Annotated in this window: 18 protein-coding genes and 1 pseudogene; all 19 read left to right on the forward strand. The window is 61.9% G+C overall.

Translation table 11 applies throughout. The features are described 5' to 3' along the window. Positions 1-8 precede the first annotated feature (8 nt). On the forward strand, positions 9-746 hold the full coding sequence (gene fabG, locus VF672_RS12220; RefSeq protein ID WP_331104848.1) for a 3-oxoacyl-ACP reductase FabG: 738 nt from the start codon (positions 9-11) through the stop codon (positions 744-746). Between the two features lie 186 nt (positions 747-932). Continuing rightward, entirely contained in the window at positions 933-1,169 is a 237-nt protein-coding gene (gene acpP / locus VF672_RS12225) for an acyl carrier protein (RefSeq protein ID WP_016973676.1), read from the forward strand. A gap of 107 nt (positions 1,170-1,276) precedes the next feature. Beyond that, the gene (gene fabF / locus VF672_RS12230; protein WP_331104849.1) at positions 1,277-2,521 is read left to right on the forward strand and encodes a beta-ketoacyl-ACP synthase II; all 1,245 of its coding nucleotides are present in this window, start codon (positions 1,277-1,279) and stop codon (positions 2,519-2,521) included. Then, positions 2,521-3,336 (forward strand): aminodeoxychorismate lyase, encoded by an 816-nt coding sequence (pabC, locus tag VF672_RS12235; protein WP_331104862.1) that lies wholly within the window; start codon positions 2,521-2,523, stop codon positions 3,334-3,336. The genes fabF and pabC overlap by 1 nt, the downstream gene beginning before the upstream one ends. A 3-nt stretch (positions 3,337-3,339) precedes the next feature. Continuing rightward, positions 3,340-4,578 (forward strand): endolytic transglycosylase MltG, encoded by a 1,239-nt coding sequence (gene mltG / locus VF672_RS12240; RefSeq protein WP_331104850.1) that lies wholly within the window; start codon positions 3,340-3,342, stop codon positions 4,576-4,578. A gap of 43 nt (positions 4,579-4,621) precedes the next feature. Further along, positions 4,622-5,266: a dTMP kinase gene (gene tmk, locus VF672_RS12245; RefSeq protein WP_331104851.1), complete on the forward strand. Its 645-nt coding sequence runs from the start codon at positions 4,622-4,624 to the stop codon at positions 5,264-5,266. Further along, positions 5,259-6,245, forward strand: a complete 987-nt coding sequence (locus tag VF672_RS12250; RefSeq protein ID WP_331104852.1) for a DNA polymerase III subunit delta' — start codon at positions 5,259-5,261, stop codon at positions 6,243-6,245. The genes tmk and VF672_RS12250 overlap by 8 nt, the downstream gene beginning before the upstream one ends. A 44-nt stretch (positions 6,246-6,289) precedes the next feature. Further along, a complete protein-coding gene (locus tag VF672_RS12255; RefSeq protein WP_037011754.1) occupies positions 6,290-6,646 on the forward strand; it encodes a PilZ domain-containing protein in 357 nt (118 codons plus the stop codon). 15 nt (positions 6,647-6,661) lie between these two features. Beyond that, positions 6,662-7,447: a TatD family hydrolase gene (locus VF672_RS12260; RefSeq protein ID WP_331104853.1), complete on the forward strand. Its 786-nt coding sequence runs from the start codon at positions 6,662-6,664 to the stop codon at positions 7,445-7,447. 467 nt (positions 7,448-7,914) lie between these two features. Continuing rightward, positions 7,915-8,589 carry a TetR/AcrR family transcriptional regulator gene (locus VF672_RS12265; protein WP_331104854.1) on the forward strand — a complete coding sequence of 225 codons (675 nt, stop codon included), beginning with the start codon at positions 7,915-7,917 and terminating at the stop codon, positions 8,587-8,589. 117 nt (positions 8,590-8,706) lie between these two features. Next, a complete protein-coding gene (locus VF672_RS12270) occupies positions 8,707-9,312 on the forward strand; it encodes a DUF4823 domain-containing protein (protein WP_331104855.1) in 606 nt (201 codons plus the stop codon). 10 nt (positions 9,313-9,322) lie between these two features. After that, positions 9,323-9,886: a DUF1285 domain-containing protein gene (locus VF672_RS12275; RefSeq protein ID WP_331104856.1), complete on the forward strand. Its 564-nt coding sequence runs from the start codon at positions 9,323-9,325 to the stop codon at positions 9,884-9,886. Between the two features lie 97 nt (positions 9,887-9,983). After that, entirely contained in the window at positions 9,984-10,994 is a 1,011-nt protein-coding gene (locus VF672_RS12280; RefSeq protein WP_331104857.1) for an aspartate-semialdehyde dehydrogenase, read from the forward strand. 116 nt (positions 10,995-11,110) lie between these two features. Continuing rightward, positions 11,111-13,912 (forward strand): FimV/HubP family polar landmark protein, encoded by a 2,802-nt coding sequence (locus VF672_RS12285; RefSeq protein WP_331104858.1) that lies wholly within the window; start codon positions 11,111-11,113, stop codon positions 13,910-13,912. Between the two features lie 212 nt (positions 13,913-14,124). Continuing rightward, positions 14,125-14,949 carry a tRNA pseudouridine(38-40) synthase TruA gene (truA, locus tag VF672_RS12290; RefSeq protein ID WP_331104863.1) on the forward strand — a complete coding sequence of 275 codons (825 nt, stop codon included), beginning with the start codon at positions 14,125-14,127 and terminating at the stop codon, positions 14,947-14,949. A gap of 58 nt (positions 14,950-15,007) precedes the next feature. Then, a complete protein-coding gene (locus VF672_RS12295; RefSeq protein WP_331104859.1) occupies positions 15,008-15,628 on the forward strand; it encodes a phosphoribosylanthranilate isomerase in 621 nt (206 codons plus the stop codon). 316 nt (positions 15,629-15,944) lie between these two features. Continuing rightward, on the forward strand, positions 15,945-16,865 hold the full coding sequence (accD, locus tag VF672_RS12300) for an acetyl-CoA carboxylase, carboxyltransferase subunit beta (protein WP_331104864.1): 921 nt from the start codon (positions 15,945-15,947) through the stop codon (positions 16,863-16,865). Beyond that, positions 16,862-18,168 (forward strand): annotated as a pseudogene (folC, locus tag VF672_RS12305) (bifunctional tetrahydrofolate synthase/dihydrofolate synthase). Before accD ends, folC begins: the two are co-directional and overlap by 4 nt. Continuing rightward, the gene (locus tag VF672_RS12310; protein ID WP_331104860.1) at positions 18,152-18,844 is read left to right on the forward strand and encodes an SPOR domain-containing protein; all 693 of its coding nucleotides are present in this window, start codon (positions 18,152-18,154) and stop codon (positions 18,842-18,844) included. Before folC ends, VF672_RS12310 begins: the two are co-directional and overlap by 17 nt. Positions 18,845-19,467: the final 623 nt, after the last annotated feature.

Below are 19,467 nucleotides of genomic sequence, written 5' to 3' on the forward strand. Positions count from 1 at the left end.
ACGCCTGCATGAGTCAGGGTAAAGTTGCACTTGTTACCGGCGCGAGCCGCGGCATTGGCCGGGCCATCGCCCTGGAACTGGGCCGCAATGGCGCAACCGTTGTGGGCACGGCGACGTCCGAGTCCGGTGCCGACAAGATCACCGCCTATTTCAAGGAAAACGGCATCGAGGGCTTCGGCCTGGCGCTGGACGTGGGCAGCGACGAGTCCGTTGCCGCCGCGCTGGCCCAGATCACCGAACGCGTCGGCGCGCCGTTGATCCTGGTCAACAACGCCGGTATCACCCGTGACAACCTGATGATGCGCATGAAGGATGACGAGTGGCATGACGTCATCAACACCAACCTGAGCAGTCTTTTCCGCTTGTCCAAGGGTGTCCTGCGCGGGATGACCAAGGCGCGTTGGGGCCGGATCATCAGCATTGGTTCGGTGGTGGGTGCCATGGGCAACGCAGGTCAAGTAAACTACGCAGCCGCCAAGGCGGGTCTGGAAGGCTTCAGTCGTGCCCTGGCACGTGAAGTCGGGTCGCGCGCAGTGACGGTCAACTCGGTGACGCCGGGCTTTATCGACACCGACATGACACGCGAGCTGCCAGAAGCGCAACGTGATTCCCTGACGGCACAGATTCCTCTGGGTCGACTGGGGCAGGCAGAAGAGATCGCGCATGTTGTCGCTTTTCTTGCCTCAGAAGGTGCAGGCTACGTTACCGGGGCTACAATCCCCGTTAACGGCGGCATGTACATGTGACGGGTCGTATTGAAAAAATGTCATACGGGCTGTCTAAAATCCGTTATAAAGCTGAAATCTTTTAAGGGGCAGCGGGGCGTTGGGCGTAGCGGGAATTGCGTTTAGCTTGAAATGCGCAAAACCTCTTCTATACACTTACCCATCGGCCAGCTGCCCGAATTTGTCCACTAGGAGTTAAAACACGGTATGAGCACCATCGAAGAGCGCGTCAAGAAAATCGTTGCCGAACAACTTGGCGTCAAGGAAGAGGAAGTCACCAACAGTGCTTCTTTCGTTGAAGACCTGGGTGCCGACTCCCTTGATACCGTTGAGCTGGTAATGGCTCTGGAAGAGGAATTCGAGACCGAAATCCCTGACGAAGAAGCCGAGAAGATCACCACTGTTCAAGCGGCTATCGATTACGTTACTGCCCACCAGGCGTAAGATTTTGTAATCGTAGTTTGCTGTCCTGGAGAAACCGCACTGCCCCTGGCGTGCGGTTTTTTCTTTGAATAGGGCAGCGTTTCATCAATAGAAGAAAGGAGAGTCCTGTGTCGCGTAGACGCGTCGTGGTCACCGGTATGGGTATGCTGACGCCTTTGGGCACGGATGTGCCGAGCACCTGGCAAGGCATTCTGGCTGGCCAGAGTGGCATTGGGCCTATCGAACACACGGACCTGTCCAGATACACCACCCGTTTCGGCGGTTCGGTGAAGGGATTCAATGTCGAAGAATACCTGTCGGCCAAAGAGGCCCGCAGACTCGACCTGTTCATTCAGTACGGGCTGGCTGCCAGCTTTCAGGCCGTGCGCAACTCCGGTATCGAGATCAACGACAGCAACCGCGAGCGCGTCGGTGTGGCGATGGGATCGGGGATCGGGGGCCTCACCAATATCGAGAACACCAGCCGCCTGATGCATGAGCAGGGGCCGGGCAAGATCTCCCCGTTCTTCGTGCCGGGGTCGATCATCAATATGATTTCCGGGTTCCTGTCGATCCACATCGGCGCACAGGGCCCCAACTACGCGATCGCCACGGCCTGTACCACCAGCACGCACTGTATCGGCATGGCCGCGCGCAACATCGCGTACGACGAAGCCGACGTGATGATTGCCGGTGGCGCCGAGATGGCGGCCTGTGGCCTGGGCATGGGCGGCTTCGGCGCTTCGCGCGCGCTGTCCACCCGCAACGATGAGCCTGCGCGTGCCAGCCGTCCGTGGGACAAGGGCCGTGACGGCTTCGTACTGTCCAACGGGGCCGGCGCCATGGTGCTCGAAGAGCTCGAGCACGCCAAGGCACGGGGCGCGACCATCTACGCCGAGCTGATCGGCTTTGGCATGAGCGGCGATGCGTTTCACATGACGTCGCCGCCCGATGATGGCGCCGGCGCAGCGCGCTGTATCACCAATGCCCTGCGCGACGCGAAAATCCGTCCAGAGGACGTTCAGTACATCAACGCCCACGGCACGTCGACGCCTGCAGGCGATCTGGCCGAAGTCAGCGCCATCAAGAAGGTGTTCGGCGAACACGCCTACAAGCTGGCGGTGAGTTCGACCAAGTCGATGACGGGCCACCTGCTAGGTGCCGCCGGCGCGATTGAAGCGATTTTCAGCGTGCTGGCTATCAAGGATCAGGTCGCGCCGCCCACAATCAACCTCGATGAGCCGGACGAAGGCTGCGACCTGGACTTCGTTCCCCACGAGCCGCGCAGAATGCCGATCGACGTGGTGATTTCCAACTCCTTCGGTTTTGGTGGTACTAACGGCTCGCTGGTCTTCCGCCGGTACGCCGAATGATCGTGAGCTGGATCGATGGCCTTGAAGCTGACTCGCTTGCCGTCCAGGATCGCGGGTTGGCATACGGCGACGGTCTCTTTGAGACGGTCCTCGTCAAGGCCGGACAACCCTTGCTCTTCCAGCGTCATCTGCAGCGTCTCGCGTTGGGAGCGCAGCGGCTTGCGTTAAAGCTCGACCTGACCCTGGTCGAGCGCGAATGCCATGCGTTTGCCGCTCAACTGGGTGAGGGCGTCATGAAGCTCATCGTCACCCGTGGCGATGGCGTGCGTGGCTATGCACCTGCGCCGGACGCGCAGCCGCGACGTATTCTGCAGGCAAGCCCATTGCCGAGCTACCCCAACGCCCATGCCGAGCAGGGCGTCAGACTGTTCGCCTGTCAGACCCGTCTGGCCGAGCAGCCGCTGCTGGCGGGTCTCAAGCACCTCAATCGCCTCGAACAGGTGATTGCCCGCAGCGAATGGCAGAGTGTCGAGTACGCCGACGGCCTGATGCGCGACATGTCCGGGCGCATCGTCGAAGCCGTCTACAGCAACCTGTTCATGGTCAAGGGCGGTATGTTGCTGACGCCCGACCTGCGCCGTTGCGGTGTGGCGGGCGTGATGCGGGCCGAGATTCTGGCGCTGGCCGAGCGCGAAAACATGCCTGCCCGAGAGCTCGACTTGCACTTGGCCGACCTGCAAAAGGCCGATGAAGTGTTCGTCTGCAACAGCGTCTACGGCATCTGGCCAGTGCGCGGCGTTGAGCATCTGAACTGGCCGGTTGGGCCGCTGACCCGTAAACTCCAACACCTTGTTCGCGGGCTTCTGGATATCTGATTCGTGATCCGAAAATTACTCGTCTTGCTGGAAACAGGTGTAGTTCTGGCGGGGCTGTTGCTGGGCGTGGCTTATTGGCAGCAGAACAGCGCGCTGCAGCAACCCCTTAACCTGACCCAGGAAACGCTGCTGGACGTGCCATCGGGCTCTTCACCGACGGGCGTGCTGAATCGGTTGCAGGCGAACGGCGTGATCAAGGATGCGTTCCTGTTGCGGCTGTACTGGCGCTTCAACCTTCAGGGCCAGTCGCTGCACAGTGGCGAATACCGCATGACGCCCGGCATGAACGCCGAATCCCTGCTCGAGCTCTGGCAGAAAGGCGAAGTGGTGCAATACAGCGTCACCCTGGTGGAGGGCTGGACCTTCCGTCAGGTGCGCGCGGCACTGGCCCGGCAGGTCAAGCTTGAGCAGACGGCCAGCGAACTCAGCGACAGCGAGCTGATGGCGAAACTGGGGCACCCGGACGTCTTCCCCGAGGGGCGGTTTTTCCCGGACACCTATCGCTATGTGCGCGGCATGACCGACGTCGAGCTGCTGAAGCAAGCCTACAATCGCCTCGATGAAGTGCTTCAGGAAGAATGGGAGAAGCGCGCCGCCGACGTGCCCTACACCGATGCGTATCAGGCCCTGATCATGGCGTCGCTGGTGGAAAAGGAAACCGGCGTACCTCAGGAGCGCGGCCAGATTGCGGGCGTGTTCGTGCGGCGCTTGCAGCAAGGGATGTTGCTGCAGACCGATCCGACCGTCATCTACGGCCTCGGTGATCGGTACAACGGCAAGATCACCCGGGCATTGCTCAAAGAACCCACACCGTACAACACCTATGTCATCTCCGGCTTGCCGCCAACGCCGATTTCGATGGTTGGGCGCGAGGCGATCCACGCGGCGATGCACCCGGTCGCCGGCAACAGCCTGTACTTCGTGGCGAGGGGAGACGGCAGCCATGTGTTCTCTGCCGATCTGGACGCACACAATGCCGCGGTGAAGGCGTTTCAACTCAAGCGTCGCGCGGACTATCGGTCGAGCCCGGCGCCGGTTTTAGCCCCGGCACTTCCGGCGGATGCCGTCGATCCGCCCGCGTCCGCTAGGTCGCCTGTGACATCGCCCGCGCCTGCGCTCGAGCAGCCACCTGCGGAACCGACGCAGGCCAGGCCTGAACCGTCTGAAGCCAGCGAGCCGGCGCCGAAACCGCAAACAGACGCTGCAGAACCGTCAACCCCAGCCAATGATCCCAGCCATTGATAAGCGCGAGCACACTCGTGATGAATCCGACCAAGGACTGCCCGTGACCGGTTTGTTTATTACCCTGGAAGGCCCCGAAGGCGCGGGCAAAAGCACTAACCGCGACTACCTGGCCGAGCGCCTGCGCAGTGAGGGCATTGATGTCGTCCTGACCCGCGAGCCCGGCGGTACGCCGCTGGCCGAGCGCATTCGCGAGCTGCTGCTGACGCCCGGCGACGAGCAGATGTTCGTCGATACCGAGCTGCTGCTGATGTTCGCCGCCCGCGCGCAGCACCTTGCCGCCCTGATCCGCCCGGCGCTCGCGCGGGGCGCCGTGGTGCTGTGTGACAGGTTCACCGATGCCACTTACGCGTACCAGGGCGGGGGGCGAGGGTTGCCCGTTGAGCGCATCGCCGTGCTGGAAGATTTCGTCCAGGGCGCGCTGCGTCCGGACCTGACCCTGGTGTTCGATCTGCCTATCGAGATCGGCCTGGCTCGTGCTTCCGCGCGCGGTCAGCTCGACCGATTCGAGCAGGAGGGCCGATCGTTCTTCGATGCCGTGCGCAGCACGTACCTGTCGCGCGCCGCGGCTGCCCCCCAGCGTTATCGCCTGGTGGACGCGTCACTCCCCTTGACCGACGTCCAGGCGTCCCTCGATGTGCTGGTGCCCGACTTGATCTCGCTGCTGGCGGCTCGCCGGCATGGCTGAGGCTTATCCCTGGCAGCACGGGCTGTGGCAGCAACTGGCAGGCCGCACGCAGCATGCCCATGCGTATCTGCTGCACGGCCCGGCCGGTATCGGCAAGCGTGCGCTGGCCGAGCGTTTGATGTACCTGCTGCTGTGCCAACGCCCTGCCGGGCTTGAGGCGTGCGGCCAATGTAAATCCTGCTCGCTGCTGGCGGCAGGCAGTCATCCGGACAACTACGTGCTGGAGCCTGAAGAGGCTGACAAAGCCATCAAGGTCGATCAGGTGCGCGACCTGGTCAGTTTCGTGGTGCAGACCGCGCAAATGGGCGGGCGCAAAGTGGTGCTGATCGAGCCGGTCGAGTCGATGAACATCAACGCCGCCAACGCGCTGCTGAAAAGTCTTGAAGAGCCCTCGGGCAATACCATTCTGTTGCTGGTCAGCCACCAGCCGAGTCGGCTGCTGCCCACGGTCAAGAGCCGTTGCGTGCAACAGGCGTGTCCGCTGCCAAGTGACGCCATGAGTATCGCCTGGCTGGCCGACGCACTGCCCGACTGCACCGAACAGGAACGCCTCGACCTGCTGACCCTCGCGGCCGGTTCGCCCCTGGTCGCGGTCAAGCTGCAAGCCCAGGGCGTCCATGAGCAACGCGCGCTGGTGGTGGACGGCGTTAAAAAACTGCTCAAAGGCCAGCAATCGCCGACCCAGCTGGCCGAAGGCTGGAAAGACATTCCGCTGTTGTTGCTGTTCGACTGGTTTTGCGACTGGTCGAGCCTGATCCTGCGCTATCAACTGACCCAGGATGAAGAGGGCCTTGGCCTGACCGACATGCGCAAGGTCGTGCAGTACCTGGCGCAGAAATCGTCACAGCGCAACGTGCTGGCGATGCAGGACTGGGTGCTGCTGCAGCGCCAGAAGGTCATGTCAAAAGCGAACCTGAACCGGGTTTTGTTGCTCGAAGCATTATTGGTGCAGTGGGCAGGCCTGACCGGACAGGGTTAGACTGGCCATCTGCGTGACATCACGCATTGCCTGAGGAAACCGAGATGAGCGTGCCACTGAGTCCGGGTCCCCGTAACGGCATCCTGTCCCTGACCATCAAGGACAAGTCCGTTCTGTACGCCGCATATATGCCGTTTATCAAAAACGGCGGCTTGTTCATCCCCACCAGCAAAAGCTACAAGCTGGGCGATGAAGTCTTCATGTTGCTCAACCTGATGGACGAGCCCGAAAAGATTCCGGTCGCGGGCAAGGTCACCTGGATCACGCCCAAGGGCGCCCAGGGAAACCGCGCCGCCGGTGTCGGCGTGCAATTCAACGATGGCGACAACACTGCGCGCAACATGATTGAAAATTACCTGGCCGGAGCTCTGAAGTCCGACCGTCCAACCCATACGATGTAAGTTGCCCCCACCGCCATGCTTGTAGATTCCCATTGCCACCTTGACCGCCTCGACCTCAGCGCCCACGACGGCTCCCTCGACAACGCCCTGCAAGCGGCGAGGGAGCGGGGCGTGGGGCATTTTCTGTGCATCGGCGTCAGCGCTGAAAATGCCGGTGCCGTGAAGGCACTGGCCGAGCGCTATGAAGACGTCGATTGTTCGGTCGGCATTCACCCGCTGGACCTCAAGCCCGGCGAGGCGCCCGCACTGGAGTGGTTGCTTGGCGAACTGAACCACCCGCGGGTGGTGGCCATTGGCGAAACCGGTCTGGATTATCACTACGAGCCTGAGGCGGCCGACGTGCAACAGGCCTCGTTTCGGCTTCATCTGCAGGCGGCCAACGTGACGGGCAAGCCGGTCATCGTCCACACCCGCGGGGCACGCGCCGACACGCTGGCGCTGCTGCGCGAGGCTGCGTTGCCTCAAGCCGGCGTGCTGCATTGCTTCACCGAAGACTGGGACATGGCCAAGGCTGCGCTTGACCTTGGTTTTTACATCTCGCTGTCCGGCATCGTCACCTTCCGCAATGCCGATGCGCTGCGGGACGTAGCCAGCAAGGTGCCTGCCGACCGGTTGCTGGTCGAGACTGACTCGCCGTACCTTGCGCCCATTCCGTACCGGGGCAAGCCCAACCTGCCGCAGTACGTGCGTGAAGTCGCCGAATTCCTGGCGATGCTGCGCGGCGAGACCTATGAGCGTTTTGCCGAGCAGACCAGCGAGAACTTCAAGCGGCTGTTCCCGCTGGCGCACGTGAAAAGCTGACATGGGCCGAGCCGCGTCAGCGTGCTGCGGCCATCCGGTAATCGCCAAATCGCAGGCAAAAAAAACCCGGGTTCTGGGGGGGTGAATCCGGGTTAAGACCATTAGGAGTAAACAAAGACACGCCGTCCATGGTGTCTTTACCAACGCTGGCACTTGGGGGAGATGCTGCGTTGGCGAATATAAGTATTGGCGATAATTGGCAGGCGTCCAGCCGGCCGCTGTACGATTGTTAAACAGTTTTGGAATACCGGCAGCCTTGCTGATACCGCAAAGCCACGGACACCTCGGAAATTTGACCGCCTGGCCTTTTACGCCAAAAAACGAGACTGTCCTGGCTCTTGGCGTTTCCGTTTTGCCTCTTCGCATGGAAATCCGTCAGAAAACGGATGCAGGTCGGATGATCCGTGCATTCTGCCGCGGGATAGGCATAATGTGCGGCTCCGATTTCGAACCCACAGTCTCCTCCTATGCAGAAAGAACCTCGTAAAGTCCGTGAGTTTCGCCGCCGTGAGCAGGAGATTCTCGACACCGCGCTCAAGCTGTTCCTCGAAGAGGGCGAAGACAGCGTCACCGTCGAGATGATCGCGGACGCCGTGGGTATCGGCAAAGGCACGATCTACAAGCATTTCAAATCCAAGGCGGAGATCTACCTGCGCCTGATGCTCGACTACGAGCGTGACCTGAACGAGCTGTTGCATTCGGCGGATGTCGACAAGGACAAGGAAGCGCTGTCCCGTGCCTACTTTGAGTTTCGCATGCGCGATCCCCAGCGCTATCGGCTGTTCGACCGGCTCGAGGAAAAGGTCGTCAAGGGCAATCAGGTCCCGGAGCTCGTCGAGGAACTGCACAAGATCCGCGCCTCGAATTTCGAACGCCTCACCCTGCTGATCAAGGGTCGGATCAGCGAAGGCAAACTCGAAGACGTCCCTCCGTATTTCCACTACTGCGCCGCCTGGGCGTTGGTGCACGGCGCAGTGGCGCTGTACCACTCGCCGTTCTGGAGCAACGTCCTCGAGGACCAGGAAGGTTTCTTCCAATTCCTGATGGACATCGGCGTGCGCATGGGCAACAAGCGCAAGCGTGACGTCGATCATACCCACGAGACCAAACCGGACGTCCCACGCGACCCGGCGGCTGAATAAGGCGCCGCCGCGCAGAGCCGATTCAGCACGTGGAACCCTCTTCAGGTCAGACATGGCGCAAAAGCTGCATTAACCGGCCATTCGCCGGTTTTCCGTCGCCGGACTTTGGAGAAAAAAATGCGTAGCCTGGTTTTATTGCTGGCTCTACTGGCGTTGAGTGGCTGCATGCACGTCAGCGATCTGGCTCAAGGCGCTCACGATGAGCTCAGTGACGCCGGGCTGCTGGATCACAGCTCAACCCGCCGGTTGAACAACTTCCGCGTGCAAGCCGACTCGTTCATCTACATCGCCCAAGGGGCGTTCGTCCCGCCCGGCGGTGCCTACCCGCGGCCTAATGTCGTGGCCGAAGAAGCCTTCAACGGCTTTATCGAGTACTTCCCGATGGTCCGCCGCGCCCGCGCGCCGGAAGGTCTGGATGACGCCATGAACGAGGCCCGGGCTGCCGGCGCGCATTACCTGCTGTACACCCGCTTTGCCAAGGCGGATGACCGCATCGGCACGTTCGACGAGTGGTCGGACCAGGAAGCGGTGGACCGTCTCGGCATCGACAACGGGGTCATACAGCTGATGCTGATTGAAACCAACACCCGCTACCTCATCGATTCGGCACGCATTCATAACCGTGGTGGCCTGCTGACGTTGTACGACACCAAGCCCGAGGATTTGCTAGGACCCCCGATGCAGGCTTACGCTCGCAGTTTGTTGGGCGTCGAAGCACGCTGAGGAGTGGCGTATGAGTGGGCAGGACAAAGCCAACGATCTGTTGGCCCAGATTGCCAAGAGCGGCAAGGGCTTGCCGCCGGTGCACCTGTGGAACCCGGATTTCTGCGGTGACATCGACATGCGCATCGCCCGTGACGGCACCTGGTTTTATCTGGGCACGCCCATTGGACGCAAGCCGATGGTTCGGCTGTTCTCCACCATCATTCGCCGCGACAGCGATGATTACTTTCTCGTCACCCCGGTCGAAAAAGTCGGGATCAAGGTCGACGACGCCCCTTTTGTCGCCGTCCTGCTGGAAGTGGAGGGCAGCGGCGAGTCGCAGTTGCTGCGGTTCACCACCAACGTCGAAGACGCAGTGGAAGCGGGACCGGAGCACCTGATACGCGTCACCCTCGATCCACAGACCCAGGAACCGGCGCCTTATCTTCATGTGCGCAATAACCTCGAAGCGCTGATTCACCGCAACGTCTTCTATCAGTTGGTGGACCTTGCCGTGATGCGTGAAATCGACGGCCAACGCTGGCTGGGGGTGTGGAGCGGTGGCGAGTTCTTCCCCATCGGCCTTGAACCCTGATCCATTCCTTCCCGTTAGCCCATTTCGTTTGCGGCCAATTGCCTGGCTTTCACCGGGCGGTTACAGTGCCGCCCCCCGATTTTTCTGAGGTTTTTCCATGAGTCAGTCCTTTGATATCGCCGTGATCGGCGCCACCGGTACTGTCGGCGAAACCATCGTCCAGATTCTTGAAGAGCGCGACTTCCCCGTCGGCGACCTGCACCTGCTCGCCAGCGTCGAGTCAGCCGGCAGCTCGGTGCCGTACCGGGGCAAGAATGTCCGGGTGCGCGAAGTCGACGCCTTTGATTTCAACAAAGTGAAGATCGCTTTCTTCGCAGCGGGCGCCGCCGTGACGCGCAGTTATGCCCAGCGCGCCACGGCTGCGGGTTGTGTTGTCATCGACCTGTCCGCGGGCTTGTCCGTTGAGCAGGCGCCGAACGTCGTCCCCGAGGTCAACGGTGCCCGCCTGGGTGATTTGGCCCAACCGCATCAGGTGGCCTGCCCGAGTTCCAGTGCTGCCGGCCTCGCGCTGGTGCTCGCCCCGTTGCGCTCGCTGCTGAACATCGAGCGGATCACCGTCACGGCGTGCCTGGCCGTGTCGAGCGTGGGCCGCGAAGGGGTCACGGAACTGGCCCGGCAGACCGCCGAGCTGCTCAATGTCCGGCCGCTGGAGCCGAAGGTCTTCGACCGGCAGATGGCGTTCAATGTGCTCGCCCAAGTGGGCAAGCCTGACGCCGAAGGTCATGTGCCGCTGGAAAAACGTTTGGTCAGCGAGTTGCGTGAGTTGCTCTCGCTGCCTTTAATCAAGGTCGGCGTGAGCTGCATTCAGGTGCCGGTGTTCTTCGGCGACAGTTTGAGCGTGTCGGTGCAGACCACAGAGCCGGTCGACCTCGCGGCCGTCAACGCCGCGCTTGAAAACGCTGGGGGCATCGAGCTGGTAGAGGCGGGCGATTACCCGACACCGGTTGGCGACGCGGTGGGTCAGGACGCTGTCTATGTGGGACGTCTGCGTGGGGGTGTCGACGACGGGTGTGAACTGAATTTCTGGATCACGCTGGACAATGTGCGCAAGGGCGCGGCGTTGAACGCTGTGCAGGTGGCTGAGATGTTGATAAAAGACGTTGTGTAAAAGATACTTGCCCACAATTCGAAGAATCATTCTAGCTGCGGCGTGTCGATACGCCCTACACCCGAGCAGGCATTATCTTCGCGATTGCCGGGGAAATTTCATACAAGGGATGGGCTATGGTTCAGGTTCGTAAACTCGTTTTAGCAATCGCTGCGGCTTCGGCGCTGTCATCGGGAATGGCCCAAGCGCTCGGCCTCGGCGGTCTGACCGTGAAGTCGACCCTGAATCAGCCGCTGTTGGCCGAAATCGAGCTGACGGAAGTGCAGGATCTCAACGCTTCGCAGGTGGTGCCAAGTCTGGCCACCTCGGCGGAGTTCGCTCAGGCCGGCGTTGGCCGGGTGGCGATTCTGGATGACCTCACCTTTACCCCGGTCGTCAATCCCGGTGGCAAGAGCGTGTTGCGCATCACCTCCACCAAGCCCATCCGCGATCCGTACGTGAAGTTCCTCGTTCAGGTGCTCTGGCCCAATGGCCGGGCGCTGCGCGAGTACAGCCTGTTGCTTGATCCGCCGAAGTTCTCGCCGCAAACCGCTGCGGCCGCGGCGCAATTGCCTTCGACGGCGCCAAACGCTGCACCTGCTCCGGCGCCAGCCGCCGAGACACCGGCACCTGCGCCTTCGGCTCCAGCACCGGCCCCGGAACCCAAGTTCACTCAATACACCACTGCCAATAACGACACGCTCTGGGAAATCGCCGAGCGCGTGAAGAATGGCGGCACTGTGCAGCAGACCATGCTGGCGATTCAGGCGCTGAACCCCGACGCGTTTATTGCCGGCAACATCAACCGCCTGAAGAAAGGCCAGGTGTTGCGTCTGCCGTCGCCGCAGGAATCCACGGCGCTGGCTCAACCCCGCGCTGTGGCCGAAGTGGCCGAGCAGAATCGTGCCTGGCGCGAAGGCCGGCGCATGCCCAGTGGCGCGCGTCAGGTCGATGCGACACGTCGCGACCGCGCAGGCGCTGCGCCGTCGCAGATCGATGCCAAGGACAATCTCAGCCTCGTCTCTGCCGCCAAGCCTGGCGCAAAGGGCGCGGCGAGCGACAATGCTGACGTGAGCAACCAACTGGCGACGACCCAGGAAAGCCTGGACAGCACGCGCCGTGACAATGCCGAGCTGAAAAGCCGCATGACAGACCTGCAAAGTCAGGTCGACAAGCTGCAGCGCCTCATTCAGTTGAAGAACGATCAACTGGCGAAGATGCAGGCGTCGGGAGCGACTGTTCCGCCGCCGGTCGATCCGGCCAACCCCGCGGCCAACCCCGCCGTCAGCCCCAACAGCGTGACCAACCCGAACAACGCCGCCAACCCGGCCATGCAGGCTCAGGTGGTGCCGGGCGCAGCGGCGCCTGACGCAGCAGGCAAGGCACCCAACGAAATTGCACCCGAAGACGCTCTGCCGGTTGACGGGGCGGCTGTCACCAGCGCAACGCCCGACCAGGCGCTGATTGTGCCAACGGAGCCGGTGGCCGACGAAGACCACCGCAGCGCGCTCGACAAAATCCTTTCCAGCCCGATGCTCATGGGCCTGATCGGCGGTGGCGCGTTGTTGGTGTTGCTGCTGCTTCTGTTGCTGTTGGCTCGCCGCCGCAACGCGCTGATCGAGGCTGAGCGCCATCGCCAGATGGCCCGCGCCTTGTCCGAAGAGTCGGACTTCGCCTCGGACATGGACATGCCGGCCAGCAGCTTTGAAGGGTTGGAGACGCCAGCGCCCCACGCAAAGACGCCGCCGGCGCCGACCGTCGCCGAGCCGGTCCGCGAACACCCGGCTGACGCGCTCGTTCAGGCTGAAATCCACATTGCTTACGGCCGCACCAATCAGGCCGTTGCCGTTCTGGAGGATGCCATCAAGCGTGAGCCGCAGCGCAGTGATTTGCGCCTCAAGCTGATGGAAGTCTATGCCGAGCAGGACAATCAATCCGGGTTTGTCGCACAAGAGAGGCAGTTGATCGCCACGGGAAAGAACCACGCTGAAGTCGAAGAACTGAAATCCCGCTATCCATCCATGGCCGCTGCGGCTGCTGCGGCAGCAGGCGTGGCAGCGGCAGCGGCGTTGGCGTCGGAGATGGACGCCAGGTACGTTGAAGAGCTGCTTCACGACGAGCCTGATGTTGCCGCGCAGCCTGCCCCGGTGGTGGAACCGGTCAATGAGGTTCCGCTGGACGAAGAGTTCGATAACGCTTTCGACCTGAGCCTCGACGATCTGGACAGCCAATCACCGGCCGCTGCGCCAAACAGCGCCGTGGCCCAGAACAACGCTGCCACCGATGATCTGGACCTTGATGCGCCGTTTGCCGGTTCGACGTCTGACGACCTTGATTTCGACGCCATTCTGCGCGAACAGCAAGCGACTTCGGCGGCCGCTGCGCCGTCCGATCTGGACGATTTCGACCTCGACCTGGCTGAAGATCAGCCGGCACTGAAGGCCGAGGACGATTACTTGCTGGGGATGGAGGACGAGCTGCGTGATCTGCCGCCCTTCGAGCAGCCCGCCGCGCTGGGTGCGTCCCGGCCTGCGGTAGAAGACGATATCGATTTGCCCGCCGATTTCGATCTGTCCCTCGCCGACGAGATCGAAACCGAGCAGGCTTCCCAAGCGTTCGCCTCGGAAATCGACGACGTCAATGCCGAGCTGGACCGTCTCTCCCAGAGCCTCGAACAGCCTCCGATCGCCAAGCCGTTTGACACGCCTGCGGATGCATTGCCTCGTTTCACCGAAGAAGACGCGTTGCTGGCAGACGACGAACCGGAATTCGACTTCCTCTCCGGCACCGACGAAGCGGCCACCAAACTGGACCTGGCTCGCGCCTACATCGAGATGGGCGACGCCGACGGCGCTCGCGACATCCTTGATGAAGTCGTGGCCGAAGGCGATGACGGCCAGAAGACCGAAGCCCGGGACATGTTGTCGCGACTCGCCTGACCGCCGCGACTGCTTCGAATAACGACCGCTTCGGCGGTCGTTTTCGTTTGCAGGCTGCACCGTTGCGCTTCCCGCTCGCGCCCGGACGAACCGTTGGCCGCCGGCGATGGCGTCTTTTTTTTCGATCCGTATAATGGCCGCCCTTGCGCACCTCGACAGGCTTTAAGCACTTGGCAACGACAGACACCGTGGCAGAGACAGCGGCAGCCGAACTGGCCGCCGAAGGTTTTTCCAGAATCGCCCTGGGCGTGGAATACAAAGGCTCGCGTTACAGCGGTTGGCAACGCCAGTTGACCGGCGTGCTGACCGTTCAGGAAACACTGGAAAACGCACTGTCGAAGGTGGCTGATTCGCCGGTTTCGCTGATGTGCGCCGGGCGTACCGATGCAGGCGTGCATGCGTGCGGTCAGGTGGTGCACTTCGACACCCGCGCCGAGCGCAGCATGAAAGCCTGGACCATGGGCGCCAATATCAATTTGCCCCACGACATCAGCGTGACGTGGGCCAAGGTCATGCCTGCGCATTTTCACGCGCGCTTCAAAGCTATCGCCCGACGCTACCGCTATGTGATCTATAACGATCAGATCCGCCCGGCTCACTTGGGCCAGGAAATCACCTGGAACCACCGCCCGCTGGATGCCGAAAAAATGGCACTGGCCGCCGAGTACCTGGTGGGCACTCACGATTTCAGCGCATTCCGTGCTGGCCAGTGCCAGGCCAAGTCACCCGTCAAGCAGCTGCACCATTTGCGTGTCACCCGCCACGGCAAGATGATCGTTATCGACGTGCGGGCCAATGCGTTTCTGCACCACATGGTGCGCAACATCGCCGGCGTTCTGATGACCATCGGGGCAGGGGAGCGGCCCATCGAATGGGCGAAGGAAGTGCTCGAGAGTCGGGTCCGGCGCACGGGCGGGGTGACGGCCCATCCTTTCGGCCTGTATCTGGTTCAGGTGGAATACCGCGACGAGTTTCCGTTACCGGACCGCTACATCGGCCCGCATTTTCTCACCGGCTTCACGGAACTCGACGGCTGACGCAGCAGCCTGCATTTGCTACCATCCGTGACTTTCGCAAGGCTTGAGGTCTCTACTTATGTCCGCCGTTCGCAGCAAGATCTGCGGGATTACCTGCATAGAAGATGCGTTGGCCGCCGTTGACGCGGGCGCTGACGCCATCGGCCTGGTGTTTTATGCCAAGAGCCCACGGTTCGTGACCATTGAGCAAGCCCAGGCGATCATCGCTGCGTTGCCGCCGTTCGTCAGCACCGTCGGCCTGTTCGTGAACGCCGAGCGCGCTGACTTGAAAGCGCTGCTCGACGTCATTCCCCTCGACCTTGTCCAGTTTCATGGCGATGAAACCCCGGAGCAGTGCGAGGGCTACAACCGCCCGTACATCAAGGCGCTGCGCGTTCAGGCCGGTGACGACATCGCAGCCATTTGTGATTCCTACGCAAACGCCTGCGGCATCCTGCTCGACACCTATGTCGCAGGCATCCCTGGCGGGACGGGTGAAACCTTCGACTGGGCGCTGATTCCCAAACACCTGAGCAAGCCGCTCATTCTGGCCGGTGGCCTGACCTCGGCCAACGTTTCCCAGGCCATCGCACAGGTACGTCCCTACGCGGTTGACGTGAGCGGTGGCGTGGAAAAATCCAAAGGTTTGAAAGATCACGACAAGATCCGTGCGTTCATGAGTGCCGTACACGGTGCCTGAACGGGTGGCCGGCGCCGGCACCACTTGTACGGCTTGACGGAGTGCGACGCGGCGTCGATGTGACGGCGGACCAACGGTCGCCGTCCACTAGCCTGCCATCCGCTGATGCGGGTGGCCGAATTGTTTGAGCGAAGACGCGTCGCGTCTCGTGATGGAAGTTGAGAGTGGTGTTGCGTGAGTGTGTTGTCAGCAGGTCAGGCCTTGCGCCGATCGTTGCACCACTTTTCGCGGCGCCTTACATGACATTAGGTTTTAGGGCATGCGCGTGGCACCGATTGCCATCGCGCTCAAGCCATCGGTACTGGAGAAAGAAAGCATGAGCAACTGGTTGGTAGACAAACTGATCCCTTCGATCATGCGTTCCGAGGTCAAGAAGAGCTCGGTGCCCGAAGGTCTGTGGCACAAGTGCCCGTCCTGTGAAGCGGTGCTGTATCGCCCCGAGCTGGAAAAGACCCTGGACGTCTGCCCGAAGTGCAACCACCACATGCGCATCGGCGCCCGCGCCCGTCTGAATATCTTCCTCGACGCCGATGGCCGTCAGGAGATCGGCGTTGATCTGGAGCCGGTTGATCGCCTGAAATTCCGTGATGGCAAGAAGTACAAGGACCGCCTGGTCGCTGCGCAGAAGCAGACCGGTGAAAACGACGCGCTGATTTCCATGAGCGGCACCCTGCTGGGCATGCCCGTGGTGTGCAGTGCATTCGAATTCTCCTTCATGGGTGGCTCCATGGGGGCGGTCGTCGGCGAGCGCTTCGTGCAGGCGGCCAACTACGCGCTGGAAAACCGCTGCCCGATGATCTGCTTCGCGGCATCCGGCGGTGCGCGCATGCAGGAAGCCCTGATCTCGCTGATGCAAATGGCGAAGACCTCGGCGGTCCTGGCGCGTCTTCGGGAAGAAGGCCTGCCGTTCATCTCGGTGCTGACCGACCCGGTTTACGGCGGTGTCTCGGCCAGCCTGGCGATGCTCGGCGATATCATTGTCGCCGAACCCAAGGCCCTGATCGGTTTTGCCGGCCCTCGTGTTATCGAGCAGACCGTGCGCGAGAAGCTGCCTGAAGGCTTCCAGCGCAGCGAATTCCTGCTCGACCACGGCGCCATCGACATGATCATCCACCGTCAGGAACTGCGTCAGCGCCTGGGTAACGTGCTGGCCCAGATGATGGGCTTGCCAACGCCGAAATTCGTGGCGCCGAAGCTTGAGCCGATCGTCGTTCCGCCTGCTCCGGCGAACATATGACCGCACGCTCTCTGGGCGACTGGCTCAGCTATCTGGAGCAACTGCATCCGTCCGCCATCGACATGGGCCTGGAACGGTCGCAGCAGGTGGCAAAGCAGATGGGCCTGGCCCGGCCGGCGCCGAGAGTGATCACAGTCACCGGCACCAATGGCAAAGGCTCGACCTGCGCATTCATTGCCTCTTTGTTGCAAGCCCAGGGCTTGAAGGTGGGCGTTTACAGCTCGCCTCATCTGCTGCGCTATAACGAGCGTGTCCAGGTGCAGGGCGCCGAAGCCAGCGATGCCGAGCTGTGCGCGGCGTTTGAGGTGGTCGAGCGCGGCCGGGGCGACGTCTCCCTGACTTATTTTGAAATGGGCACGCTGGCGGCCTTCTGGCTGTTCGAACAGGCCGGGCTGGACGCGGTCGTGCTGGAAGTGGGTCTCGGCGGGCGGCTTGATACGGTCAACCTGATTGACGCCGACATGGCGCTGGTCACCAGCATCGGTGTCGATCACGCCGAATGGCTCGGCGATACCCGCGAAAGCGTAGCGTTCGAAAAGGCCGGGATTTTTCGCCAGGGGCGTCCCGCGCTGTGTGGCGATCCTGAACCCCCGCAGCCGCTGCTCGACAAGGCGCGGGCACTGAACTGCCCGCTGTCGCTGCGCGGTCGCGACTTCGATTTGCAGATCAATGCGACGGGCTGGGACTGGTCCGGCACCGATGCAAACGGCCTCAAAGTGGAATTGCACGCGCTGCCATTGCTCGACCTGCCGATGCAGAACGCTGCGCTGGCCTTGCAGGCCTACCTGCTGCTGGATTTGCCATGGGAGGAGGCGACCCTTCGCGACGCGCTCACCCGGACGCGTGTGACCGGGCGTCTGGATCGCCGCCGCCTGGAATGGCAGGGCAAGTCCCTGAGCCTTCTGCTGGATGTCGGTCATAACCCCCATGCCGCAGCTTTTCTCGCCCAGCGCCTGAGTCAGCGGCCGGTGGCGGGCAGACGTCTGGCGGTGTTCGGCCTGCTCAGCGACAAGGACCTCGGCGGCGTTCTGGCGCAGTTGAGCGAAACGTTCAGCGGTTGGGCCGTCGCGCCGCTGCCCACGCCACGCAGTCGTCCAGCGCAGGAGATCGAGCAGGCCTTGCAGAACCTTGGCGCTGCGGTGACGTCTCACCCGAGTATCGCGCTGGCCCTTGAAGCTCAGTGCGCCCACGCGACAGCCGACGACGAGATTGTTCTGTTCGGGTCTTTTTACTGCGTAGCCGAGGCCCTGGATTGGCTTGCTGGCGCGTCACGGAGGAAGTGACACATGGCTTTGCTGGATAAAGCGTACAAACAGCGCATGGTCGGGGCGTTGGTCCTGATCGCCGTCGCGGTGATTTTCCTGCCGATGCTGTTTTCGCGTCAGGACGAAGCTCGCCACGTGCGGGTCGATGCGCCTGCCGCTCCCCAGGCACCGGCCACGTCGCAGATCAAAGTCGAGCCTGTCAGCGTGCCGGAGCAGCAGCCGTTGCCGCAGGAACCGGTGCCGACCGATGAGGAGCTGACGCAACCCGCTCAGCCTGCTCAACCCCCTCAGGTCGTTCAGCAGCGCACCAGTCAACAGCCGCCCTCAATGCCGATTGCGCCTGCACCGGCCAAGCCTGTGGCCGTTGCGCCGAAGCCCGCTCAAACCCCGCCAGCGAAACCGGCGCCTGCGCCCGTTCAAACACCAGCCCCCGTAGCGCCTGCAGCTGATACCAGCCGGGTAGACGCAAACGGTCTGTCGGTCACCTGGGCGGTGCAATTGGCAAGCCTTTCCAATCGCGCCAATGCCGACAACCTGCAGAAGACGCTGCGCACGCAAGGCTACAACGCTTACATCCGCACCTCCGACGGCGTTAACCGGGTCTTCGTGGGCCCGGTGATCGAGCGTGCCGAGGCGGATCGTCTGCGCGACACGCTGGAAAAACAGCAGAAGATCAAAGGCATCGTCGTGCGTTTCCAGCCGGAGCGTAAGTAAGTCTGCAGTGTCGTCTGTTAAGACCCCTTCCTTTGTAGGACCGGCTTTAGCCGGGAAAAGGCCGGATCAGCCACCCACGGTTTCGCGGCGTGGCAACTGCCGCCTTCCCGGCTAAAGCCGGTCCTACGGAATGCATGCGTTGGCCTGGTAGGACCGGCTTCAGCCGGGAAGGGGCCGGATCAGCCACCTTCGCTTTGGCAGTGCGGCAGCTGACGGCTTTTCGGCTAAAGCCGGTCCTACGGAATGCATGCGTTGCCCTGGTAGGACCGGCTTCAGCCGGGAAGGGGCCGGATAAGCCACCTTCGCTTTTGCAGTGTGGCAGCTGACGCCTTCCCGGCTAGAGCCGGTCCTACGGAATGCATGCGTTGCCCTAGTAGGACCGGCTTCAGCCGGGAAGGGGCCGGATCAGCCACCTTCGCTTTTGCAGTGTGGCAGCTGACGCCTTCCCGGCTAAAGCCGGTCCTATGGAATGCATGCGTTGCCCTGCAGTGGTCTAATTTCCCCGGACACCTCGATAAGTGGAAAATAGATTTATCGAGGAGTTTTTCATGAACAGAAAACGCAAAAGGTTTGATGACAGCTACAAGTTGGAAGTCGTAAAGATGGTCAAGGATCAGGGCCTG

It is taken from the genome of Pseudomonas sp., from assembly GCF_036387035.1.
In the GTDB taxonomy this organism is placed as follows: Bacteria; Pseudomonadota; Gammaproteobacteria; order Pseudomonadales; family Pseudomonadaceae; genus Aquipseudomonas.